Here is a 10,923-nt window from a genome sequence, read left to right as displayed (position 1 = left end):
TGGCGCGCGCACCGAAAAGGGCAGCGGTGCCAGGACCGTCAACGTACCGGTCAGCCGCCTGAGCACGGTGCTGTTCGACAACCTGGCACAGATGCGTGACGCCCGTTCCCGGCGTGACAGCGAGCGTGTCCTGACGTATGGCGCCCGTGGCAATCCGACGGCGTTCGCGCTGGAAGACCTCGTCACTGAACTGGAGGGTGGTTATCGCACCCGGCTGTTTGGAACCGGGTTGGCCGCCGTGGCGCAAACCTTCCTGGCCTACCTGCGGCCCGGCGATCATGTGCTGATCACCGATGCGGTCTATGCACCGGTACGGCGCGTGGCCCGGGATTTCCTCGAAGCCTTCGGCGTAGCGGTCGACTACTTCGCTCCCGACGGCAGCGACCTGCCCGGACGGCTGCGAGCCAACACCAAGATGGTCTACACCGAAGTGCCCGGCTCACTGTTGTACGAGCTATGCGACTTGCCAGCCATCGCCGCGCTGTGCAAATCACGCGGCATCTTGCTGGCCGTGGACAACACCTGGGGCTCGGGCGTGCTGTACCGGCCACTGGCGTTGGGCGCCGACATCTCGATCATGGCCCTGACCAAATACCTGGGCGGGCACAGCGACGTGGTGATGGGCAGCGTTTGCACACGGCAGGAGGCCTGGCCGGCACTCGCGGCCATGAGTGACACCTTCGGCAATACCGTCAGCCCGGATGACGCTTACCTGGTCCTGCGCGGCGCACGTACCCTGGCCCCACGCCTGGAGACGCATGAGCGCCAGGCGCTGGAAATCGCCCATTGGTTGCAGGCGCAACCGCAGGTCAAGCGGGTCTTCCATCCGGCGCTGCCCGAGCATCCCGATCACAGGTTGTGGCAACGGGATTTCAAGGGCAGCAACGGGCTGCTGTCCTTCGAGCTTCGCGAGAAGGACGATGCTCGCCTGGAACGCTTCATCGATGCCTTGCAGGTGTTCGGGTTGGGGGCGTCCTGGGGCGGGTTCGAGAGCCTGGTGACAGTCGCTGATACTCAGGATCGGAACAGTGCCGAGGACCGGGCGTTGAATCCGGTGGTCCGGTTGCATGTCGGGTTGGAGGACGTCGGGGTATTGATCGAGGATTTGCAGCGGGGGTTTATCGCCGCCGGATGAGCTACGACATCTTTGGTTTTTCCAGGGAGGATTGCGTGAGGTTTACCGCAGAAAAACGCTGGGTCCAACGATGCGCTTCACGAAACCGCTCGACAGCCGAACGATCACTTCGACTGGCGAGCGCTTCAACGGTGGTCTTGCGCAAATCAGTGTCCTCATCCACGATCCAGACGTCCGGCTCCCGGTCGCGCAGGGCCATTTCACCGAAGCGGGTGGAGATAACCGGCAGGCCGAGGGCGCGGTATTCGTAGTATTTGATCGGGTCGACCGACGCGGTCAGGCGGTTGAGCTTGAACGGGATCAAGCCCACCGAAAACGTTGCCATGGCCGCGACTGCACTGGCATGGGAGCACTCGGGGAGCAGCTCGATGTTGGCAGGCAATACGCGAGGCACTGCAGTGAAAAGCGGGCCGATCAGCCGGATCTGGTTTCCAGGGTTGGCCTGCGCCAGCGCGATGACCAGCTCCCAGTCGAACCAGCGACCCAGCGTCCCGACGTAGCCGAGCACTTGCTGCTTGGGGCCCAGGTCGAGGCTTTCGACCGGTGCCAGCCCCTGCATTTCGCAGGCGTTGAGGGCCAGTTCTATCTGGCCGGTCATGCCCCGAAGCTTGTCGTGAAGTGGGCTGGAGGATGCCAATACTTTGTCCACTCGTTGGATGAGCTGCGCCTGGCGACGCGTCATGGCCCTGTGTGACAGGCCTTGGTAAAACGCCGGGAAATCATCCATGGCATCGTAGATGGCATGGCTTTCAGGGACGAGCGCCAGCAGTTGCAAGGCCAGTTCGGAAGGTTTTCCAACGCATACCGTGCAGGGAGCTTGTGCGGAAAATGTTGCAGCCTCCCTGAGCAGGTTTTGCCAGAGTCGCTTGAGCAGCACTGCCGATCCCGGCAGGGGCTCGATGGGTAGGCTGTGGGGCTTACGGACCTGTAGCCAGGGGGGAACGCTGACGTTTTGTTGGCCGGCAACAGGCGGCTTGCGCTTGAAATCGCTCAGCATGGGTAAGCGCGTCGGATATGGATCGATCCAGAGCACCGGCGCCCCGGTCTGCTGGTGATACCAGTTGACGAAGTGATGGGGGCGTTGGCTGAAGCTGGCCCACGGTACCGGGGACAGATAAATCATTCGCATGACTGCAAGTACCGCCTTAGCACATCGACGATACGTGCCGCGGCCTTGCCATCGCCATAGGGCGATACCCCGCGGGCCATGGCTCGGTAAGCCTGCGGGTCATCGAGCAGGCGCTGGGCCTGCTCGACGATGGTGTCCGGGTTGGCACCGACCAGCCTGACCACGCCGAGTTCGACCGCCTCCGGGCGTTCGGTTTCCTCTCGCAGTACCAACACCGGTTTGCCCAGGGCCGGGGCCTCTTCCTGAACGCCACCGGAATCACTGATGATCAGGTACGAGCGCTTCATTGCCGCGATGAACGGCGCGTAATCCAGCGGTGCGCAGAGGAGGATGTTCGGGGTCTGGCCAAGCAGGCGATGTGCGACGTCCTTGACGTTCGGGTTGGGGTGGACGGGATAGAGAATCTGGATGCCTGGGTTCCGTTCGGCCAGGCGTTTGAGTGCCTGGCAGATGTTCTGGAACGGTTCGCCGAAGTTCTCCCGGCGGTGAGCGGTGACCAGCACCAGGCGTTTGCCGGCGGCCAGGGGGATGGGCAAGGCTGAGTCGTGCGCAGCGGTCGTCAGCAAGGCGTCGATCACGGTATTGCCGGTCAGGCTGATATCGCTGTCGGCAACCCCTTCGCTGAGCAGGTTGTCCACGGCGCGCTGGGTGGGCGCGAAATGCCAGCGGGTCAGCTTGCTGGCGATCACTCGATTGGCCTCTTCGGGAAACGGGTTGCAGAGGTCGCCGGTCCGCAGGCCGGCTTCGACATGGCCAAAGGGAATCCGCAGGTAAAAACACGCCAGGGCAGCACACATGACCGTGGTCGTGTCGCCTTGGGCCAGCACGACATCCGGTTTTTCCATTTGCAGCACGCCGTCGAGTTCAAGCAGCAGGCGCGAGGTCAATGTCGCCAATGACTGGTTGGGCCGCATGATGTCCAGGTCCAGGTCGGCGGTGATTGCGAAACCTTCCAGGATCTGGTCCAGCAGGCCCCGGTGCTGAGCGGTGGCGAGCACTCGGCAATCGATGTTTTTTTCGGTCTGGAGCGCCTTGATCACGGGGGCCATCTTGATCGCCTCGGGGCGCGTGCCGACGATGCAGAGTACCTTGTGGGTCATGCCTTCTGATTTCCTATCGTGGTGGCAAGTGAGCGGGCTATCCGGTCCGCATTGGCCATGAGTGTCAGCGTGTGGGATTTTTCGGTCAGGCTGGGCAGGCAGGCGCCATCGACGATGTGCACGCCGCCAAGGCCCGCGACCTGGCCCAGGCAATCGGTCTGTCCAACCTTGGGCATCGAGTGCATGGGCAGGGTTCCCGCGTAATGGATATCCGCCCCGGGACGGCCGACGGTGAAACTCATGGGTATCAACAGCGCGCCCAACTTCCAATAGAACCGGCGCAACTTCGCCTCGGCAGTCTTCATGAGTCCGGGTAGCTCGGGGCGTACCTGGCCGTGGATGTGCAACGAATCATCGGCACGCAAGACCACTGTGTTGTTGGACAACTGCCCGGGAAGGAAAATATTTCCGACGACGCAAGCGCTCAGCAGGTTCCTCAGCAGTTCTATGCTGTAGCGCTTGCTCAGGGGGATCCGGCTGACGAACTCGCCCATGGGTAAGCCTGTTGTACTGAACGTCGAGCCGAACGCGGTGGTGCTGGACGATAGCTGCAAGGCGAACGATAGCTGGCCCAGGCCAAATGTCGAGGTCCTGGGGGTGCCGAGCATTCTGGGCAGCCACAGCAGGAAGGCCGCCGTCGGCGATGACAGCAGCGGTATCGGGTCGCGATGGTTCAGGGCCTTGAGGGCGAGCCTGGTCGAGGCCAGGGTGCCCGCCGCCAATAGCAGGCGCGTAGCGCGCAAGCGACGGGCGGAACGACGATCGATGATCGCCCATGAACCCTCCTGTTCCAGCAAGTCCTCCACCAGAAAGTCCTGGACGTGCTGGAAGCCGGGGTATTGCTTGAGTTTCTGCAGTTCTTGCGACGCGCTGTACAAGGCTTGGTTGTGGCAGCCCCACAAGCAGTTTCCAGACAGATCGCAGGCCTTGCGCTCGTCCATGGGCTGGCTCAGGACGGCAACCCTGGAGCGGCCCAGGCGAAACCCCAGCTCGGGAAATGCCGCGTGGCGCCGGGTGTACTGATCAAGCAGGCGTTGATGCAGGGCATCCAGCGGCAGGGGCGGTTGGGACCATTTATCGAGGCCAAAATAACTCGACAGGTCATCGGCGCTCCGGCCACTGATACCGATCCGGCGGGCGACCGTTTCGTAGGACGCCTGCATCTCGGAATAATCGACGGGCAGCCCGGCAAGGTCGCTGGCGCCAAGTGCTGCCACGCCGCAACCCCAGGCATTGGACAGGCCTCCGGTGGACAGCGAGCCGATACCGATGAAATTGTCGGTTTCGATGCGATTGCTGGCGCTGAATCCTTCGAAGACATGGGCATGGGTCGGCGTCTTCAGCTTGGGCGATACCGCTTCCAGTTGATTCAAAGCGTGGAAGTCTTCGCCAATCATCCATTTCCATTGATGCTCGTCGTTGGCCCTGGCGTCCAGAAATGGACGGCTGGGCAACGTCGGTGAGCCCTTATCGGCCTGGGCATCGACCATGAGGACTTTCAGGCCCGCCTTGACCAACGGATAGGCAGCTGAAGTCCCCGCCGGACCGCTGCCGACAATGATGACGTCGAATTCAGGCGCCATGTGGGGCTTCACTTTCAAGCATCAGGTGACTGGCAAACGGACGGCACGCCAGTGCCGCCAGCTTCCATACCAGCGCCTTGACCGCGGTCAGTCCCAGCGCAACCAGCGTGGCGACCAGGCTTCGCGGCTGCTGGTCGCCGAGAAACACCTGTGCACCCTGGCGGCTGGCTTCGGCGATACCCAGTGCAACGTGCAGGCGCCGGGCCAGTTCCTGGCCTTCAGGCTTGAGCAGGACGCCGGGGTTGTCCAGAAGCGCGAGCAATATTGGCCAGCGCGTCAGCAGGCGCGATTGCAGGACAGGATGCCGCTTGCCGGCTCGCTCCAGTGCCCGCGCATAGCGGCGGACCAGGCTTTTTTGTGGCGGGTGTTTGAGCAGGTAGCTCAAGGCAACCGCAGCTTCCTGGAGAAGGCCTCGACGTTGACCGTGGCCGGAACGATGCATGCCGCAGGCAAGGGGGCGCAGCGTGATGCCGACTCTTTGCAGGGAGCGCTCGCTGTCCATGGGCGGCAGCTGGATGAGGGAAAAAATCCGCTCCAGGCCCACTTTCGTACTCAGCGATTGCCCGAATAACCGGCGAAATAGCCTGAGCAATACCACCGGCACCGGGATCGGCAGGCGAGTGGTACGGACCCGGTGCGTCGCGATCGACATGAGAAAGCGGCCAAACGCGATGGGCTGCACGGCGCCCAGGTTGAGGGTTGCGGCACGCATGTCGTCCCGCTCGACAACCGCCAGTATCGAGGCCGCGAGGTCATCGACATGGATGGGTTGCACGCAAGGCGCAGGCACGAGGATCGGTATGAACGGGCTTCGCCGAACCATATGGGACAACTGCCCAAAAAGCCCGCGCTCGGGGCCGCCATACACTTGGCCGGGGCGGATGACGGTGCCGGCGGCGGCGAGCACCTGTTGTTCGATACGCCACTTGGTCCTGCCATAAACGCTCGGGGCCGTGGCTCCGGCGGTTTGGCTGGAGATGAAGATGAACTTGGCCGAGCCTTGGCGGGCGCATTCGATCAGCGCCTGGGCTGCCCTGACTTCGTCGTCCACGTCGCGGTGGGCAGTGTTGGATACATCGGCCGCCAAATGGATAAACGCCTGGGTACCGATGGGGAAATCAGGGGCCGGGCCCCGCAGGTCATAGGGAAGCCAGGTGTAAGGGGCGGGGCATGGCTGGCGCGTGGCGCAAATGACCTCGTGTCCGCGGGCTGCCGCGAGGGCGGCCAAACGTTGTCCGATGTAGCCGGTCGCGCCGGTAATCACCAGTTTCATCAAGCACCCTCCGCGCGGTCAGCGGGAGCGGGCGGGCGCGTGTCGGAATGAAACACGAACAGCTTGCTGATCCAGTAGGTCAAGGCTACGCAGACCACGTCGCAGATCAATTTCACCGGGGCAGGGCTGTCGACGAAATACAGGCCCGCGCTGAACAGTGCCGAAGCGACTGGGATATTGATGGCGAGCAGTGAGAAGTAGCGCATCGCTTGGGCTTTGCCGCTGCCGTGGGTTGATTTGAACGTGAAGTGTCGATGCAGAAAAAATGCGAACACACCGGCGGTGACTTTGCCGGCGATGTTGGCCAGGACGGGGTGCCCCTCGAAAAACGCGATCAACAGCAAAAAGGCCCCCATGTCCAACGCATAGGCCATGAGCTGGATGGCGCCGTATCGGATGAACGTCAAGACGTCCTCCTGAGCACCACGATGTGATGCAGCGCCAATACCCGCCGCAACGGATGCAGCAATTTTTCGACGACTTTGAGTACGGGGATCAGCGCATCAGGCAACAACTGGCGAAAGTTCAGGCCGCCAGAAATCAAGTAGCGCAGATAGTTGCCGCAGATCTCCTGATGGACAATTTCCAGGCCGGGGTGCTTGCGCTCGAACGCCTCCCTGTCGCGCACGAAGACGATGTAGCTGAGGGCCTGGTTGGCGCCGTTCATGGGGCCGGTCGAGGGCGTTTCCCAAGAAGGAAAATGCATGTCGAATCCTTCGGACTTGAACAGGCGCTTGTAGAGGAACGCTGCAAAGGGGCCGTGGAACGGCTCGATCAAAATGGCGCCGCCACCCATCTCGAGGGTTCTTTCCAGCTCTTTGAAAAAACGATCCGGGTGAGGAAAGTGGTGAAAACAGTTTTGGCCATAAAAGGCCCGGACCGACTGATCGTCCAGGCTCATTGCCTCTGCATCGAGCGCCATGTCCAGTCGCTCGGTGCAGACAATGTCGGTCGCCAGTACTTGCGGGTATGAGTCACGCATGGGCGCGATGCCCGCCCCCAGCTCCACTTCAAGGCCTTCGACCTTGAAATAGTGTTCCGCCAGGTGATGAAACGCGTGGTGGAACTCCACGAAGACTTCCCGCAGCATTCGCTTGCGCCCAAGCACTTGGCCGTGAAGTTCGAGGCGCTCGATGCCATCGACGTCCAGCGCCTTGAGCGACGGGTCCGATAAAAAATCCCTTAATGCTTTGATGAGTTTTCTTCCCGTAACGACGTTGCTTTAGTGCGCCTGGAGTGGCGGGGCCTGTTGGGCACCGAGGCGATGTCATAACCAAGGAACGCCATGATCAGTTGCAACCCCATGAGCATCGGCAGTGCGCTGAGCATCACGGTTCCGGCTGGCGTCGCGACGCCATTCTGTGCCGATTCGAACCAGTGATAACTGCCGAAGAGGATGCCGAACAAGAACATCAGGATCCCGACCGGCAGTTCGATCGAAGCCAGGGACATGTCGCGCAGGTAGTAGTTGTAGAGCACGCGCTTGGTGAAATTGCGCAGGTGTTTGAACAAGAACTCACCAATGATTTTCGAGATCTTCAGATGGCTGACTTCGTCGCCGTATCGGGCTTCCATCGGAACATCCACCACCACGGCGCGCACGGTGTTCAGGCGGAACAGAATGTCGGTCTCGAAAAAATAGCGTTGGCTGACCTTGTCCAGGGGCAGCAGCCGGGCCACGTCGCGGTGGATCGCCGTGTAGCCGTTGGTGGGATCGAACAAGTCCCAGTAACCCGTCGACAGCTTGGCCATCAATGACAACACGGCGTTGCCGAACAGGCGCAGTCGCGGCATCGCCTGGACTTCCTCCGGATTGAAAAAGCGGTTGCCCTTGGTGTAGTCGGCTTCACCGGCCAGGATCGGTTCGATGAACAGCGGGATCAGGGTCGGGTCCATCTGGCCGTCCCCGTCGACTTTGACAATGATGCTCGCGCCGTCGGCCAGGGCTGCTCGATAGCCGGTCATGACGGCGCCGCCCACGCCTTTGTTGATGTCATGGGGCAGCACCTTGACCCGAGGATCGTTACAGGAGGCCTGCACATGCCCGCCCGAGCCATCCGGGCAGGCATCGTCGATGACGTAGATGCGCCAGACCTCCGGCCCTATGGCGTCTATGACATCGACGATGTGCGCGGTGACCCGATAGCTGGGGATGACCACGGCGACTCGCTGTTCATCCGTGAAAAGCTCGGTTTTTGAATTCATCGTGATCGCCCGCTATTGCCTGAAGGAAAGTGACTTGAACTCCAGGGGAGTGTCGGTATGGCCGGACGCATAAATGATCACGGCGGTGGCATTGGCTGGGGCAACGACGTTCATTTCGTGGGTCTCCCACTGCTTGGTGCAGTCAAACGTCTCGATGCTGGCGGCAATGAAGTCGCCTTGGGCGTCCATCCAGTTGGCCTGGATTCTTCCGGTGGTGGCTGTCGTTGCGCAGCGTGCGGACACGCTGTTGGTGTAGTTCAGCCCCGGTGTCACTTCGACCCGTTGTGTCGCCGGTGTCCTGACGTTGACGGTCAGGATCCTGCGCGAGGGGTCATAGCTCGAAGGTGACGTCAGGCTCCACCCCTCCAGGCTGGACAGTTCTGGATTGAGCAGGTGTTCGTAGTGCGCGACATTGAGTTTGCGCAGGTCCAGGTCACCCAGTCGGGCATAGGACGTCGACACGTCGAGCAGCCGATCGAGTCGCGCCGGTGGAAGGGACTTGAGGTCGATGACCAGCCAGTTCACCCGGCGCGCGCGCAAGCGTTGGGCAAGCTCCGAAGATGAAGCCGCAGCGTCGAACTCTCCCTTCCACTTCAGGTTGTACCACGACGCGTAAAGGGCATCGCCGTGCAAGCCCGCCATCAACGGCGACGCGAAGACCGCCACGGGCTGATCCCCCGTATTCAACGTGTTGACGGTGTCGACCATTCTCCGGATGGGCAGGCGTTCCAGCAGATAGGCCTCCCGACCTGCCTGGCTCAACAGTGCAGAGGGTTTGATTTCGCCATAATAGGTCGCGGCGTGAATGAAACAGGTGTTGGTCAATATCAACAAGACACCGGCCACGATGGCGAGGCTGCGCGGGTAAATCGTGTGGTCGGAAAACGGCAGGGCCAGGATCACCGAGAAGAGCGCGAAGGAGGGAAACACGTAACGCAGATAGGCCGTTGAGTGAAAAGTCATGAACATCGCGCCGGCGCCGACCAGAAGGATGCACAGCGCCTTGCGGTTGCCGCTCAATAGCACGGCGACGGCAGCCGTAGGCAGCAACAGCCACTGAAAGCCAGCCGCACCGACTCGGCCCTCAATGAACTCGGGGGACTTGAATACCATTCGATAGAGCGTGTCCCAGGTTATCCCTCTGCCGAAAGTGGCCGGTGGTTCGAAATTGACGTTGGGCCAGAGCGGGGAGTGGAAAATGGCATTGAAAAAAGGAAATACCGGATTGCCGGTCAAGTATCCGGCAGAGACGTAAGGGGTCGCACCGGCCAATATCAGGCCGGCGCTGCCCAGCAGGAGGGTCCTGGCGATCCCCTGGACGGCCCAGGCCTTGTATTGCAGCAAGAGAACCACCAACAGAACCGGCAGGACGCTGAGGGTCACGGCTTTGGTCGCCATGGCGAAACCCAGCAGGAGCCCGGCCAAGAGCAATTGCGACAGGCGCTCCCCAGGCTCCGGCGTGAAGCTCGAGACCTTCAGGATCGCCAGGGTCCCGGCCATCATGAAGGCGGTCCACGCCGACTCGATGTGCAGGCTGCTGCTCTCGGCGAAGGCGAGGGGCGTCGACAAAAAGATCAGGCTTGCCCAGCGGGCACTCGTGGCAGAGCCTCCGGCCCAGAGGGTCATGTTGTGGATCTGCCACGCCAGCAACAGGGTGAATGAGCTATTGGTCAAGCGTGATGCCGTTTCGCCGGCCAGCAGGTAGACGATGCTGTAGATCCAGTCGGCCAGCATGGGCATGACTGCCCATACATACGTACTCGCGTCGAAAGACCATTGGTGCCGTTGTGCCATGTGTGAAGGCACGAAGAGGTGCATGGCCAAGGCGTCATGGCCGACCTCGGGCATGAAGGCTACCAGCACGTAGAGGCAGGCGAAGCTGCAGATCAGCAAATCGAGCCCCGTCTGGAACGGTGTTTGCGCCGAGCGGGTGGCCTGGATGTGCCCCAGCAGTTCGCGACCTACCGCCACGAGGTGTTTATGTCCCAGCAACATCGGCAATGACAGCAACGCGCCATACAGCCCGGGGTAATTGATCGGCAAATAGGCCGCCAGGCCTGCCAGGCTGCCAAGCGTACCTGCTCCCACCAGCAGGTGGACGCTCCAGTCGGCCTTGCTGTGTTGCTTTAGCATCCGCCTGCCGAGCACGGTGGCGGACAGCCCGAAGAGCGCAACGACCATCATCGGCCATACCTGCGCAAAGACAACGGACAGGCAGGCCAGCAAACCCAGGCAGAGGGTGAACGGTGTTCGGCGAGTGAAAACGGTAAGGACAGCCAGGCTCGTCACTGACAGCAGTATCGTCCGGGTGCCGCTGTTCATGGGCGGCAATTCAAGCGTCGAAAAACCGTAGGCGCCGACCGCCACACTCGCCAGTAGAACCAGCAACACCACCGCGTATTTCAGGCTGTATCTGGGCAAATTATCGTCTCGGCTGAAGGTGTAACGTTACTCACTTAGGGTCGACGGACAATCCGTGGCGAGGGAGCTTGCTCCCG

9 protein-coding genes are annotated in these 10,923 nt (G+C 61.5%); 1 reads left to right on the top strand and 8 read right to left on the bottom strand.

Annotated features, from left to right (window positions below; all coding sequences use genetic code 11):
• A partial coding sequence (gene metC, locus OC610_RS13040; protein WP_264428187.1) for a cystathionine beta-lyase occupies positions 1-1,135 on the top strand: 1,135 nt, incomplete at its 5' end.
• 1 nt (position 1,136) lies between these two features.
• Here the strand turns inward: metC and OC610_RS13035 are convergent.
• The 8 genes from OC610_RS13035 to OC610_RS13000 all read right to left on the bottom strand — a co-directional run bounded on the left by OC610_RS13035 (position 1,137) and on the right by OC610_RS13000 (position 10,846).
• On the bottom strand, positions 1,137-2,264 hold the full coding sequence (locus OC610_RS13035) for a glycosyltransferase family protein (protein ID WP_264428185.1): 1,128 nt from the start codon (positions 2,262-2,264) through the stop codon (positions 1,137-1,139).
• Positions 2,255-3,364: a non-hydrolyzing UDP-N-acetylglucosamine 2-epimerase gene (gene wecB, locus OC610_RS13030; RefSeq protein ID WP_264428183.1), complete on the bottom strand. Its 1,110-nt coding sequence runs from the start codon at positions 3,362-3,364 to the stop codon at positions 2,255-2,257. The genes OC610_RS13035 and wecB overlap by 10 nt, the downstream gene beginning before the upstream one ends.
• On the bottom strand, positions 3,361-4,947 hold the full coding sequence (locus tag OC610_RS13025; protein ID WP_264428181.1) for an FAD-dependent oxidoreductase: 1,587 nt from the start codon (positions 4,945-4,947) through the stop codon (positions 3,361-3,363). The genes wecB and OC610_RS13025 overlap by 4 nt, the downstream gene beginning before the upstream one ends.
• Positions 4,937-6,220, bottom strand: coding sequence for an NAD-dependent epimerase/dehydratase family protein (locus OC610_RS13020; protein WP_264428179.1), 1,284 nt, complete (start codon positions 6,218-6,220; stop codon positions 4,937-4,939). Before OC610_RS13020 ends, OC610_RS13025 begins: the two co-directional genes overlap by 11 nt.
• Positions 6,220-6,627 carry a GtrA family protein gene (locus tag OC610_RS13015; RefSeq protein WP_264428178.1) on the bottom strand — a complete coding sequence of 136 codons (408 nt, stop codon included), beginning with the start codon at positions 6,625-6,627 and terminating at the stop codon, positions 6,220-6,222. The genes OC610_RS13020 and OC610_RS13015 overlap by 1 nt, the downstream gene beginning before the upstream one ends.
• Positions 6,624-7,310 carry a class I SAM-dependent methyltransferase gene (locus OC610_RS13010; protein ID WP_264428177.1) on the bottom strand — a complete coding sequence of 229 codons (687 nt, stop codon included), beginning with the start codon at positions 7,308-7,310 and terminating at the stop codon, positions 6,624-6,626. Before OC610_RS13010 ends, OC610_RS13015 begins: the two co-directional genes overlap by 4 nt.
• Positions 7,311-7,402: 92 nt before the next feature.
• The gene (locus OC610_RS13005) at positions 7,403-8,425 is read right to left on the bottom strand and encodes a glycosyltransferase family 2 protein (protein ID WP_264428176.1); all 1,023 of its coding nucleotides are present in this window, start codon (positions 8,423-8,425) and stop codon (positions 7,403-7,405) included.
• A gap of 12 nt (positions 8,426-8,437) precedes the next feature.
• Complete coding sequence (locus OC610_RS13000; protein ID WP_264428175.1) at positions 8,438-10,846, bottom strand: phospholipid carrier-dependent glycosyltransferase; 2,409 nt, start codon at positions 10,844-10,846, stop codon at positions 8,438-8,440.
• Between the last annotated feature and the right edge of the window lie 77 nt (positions 10,847-10,923).

Source organism: Pseudomonas agronomica, from assembly GCF_025917275.1.
Taxonomy (GTDB): Bacteria; Pseudomonadota; Gammaproteobacteria; order Pseudomonadales; family Pseudomonadaceae; genus Aquipseudomonas; species Aquipseudomonas agronomica.
This window is presented reverse-complemented; position numbering and strand designations above follow the sequence as displayed.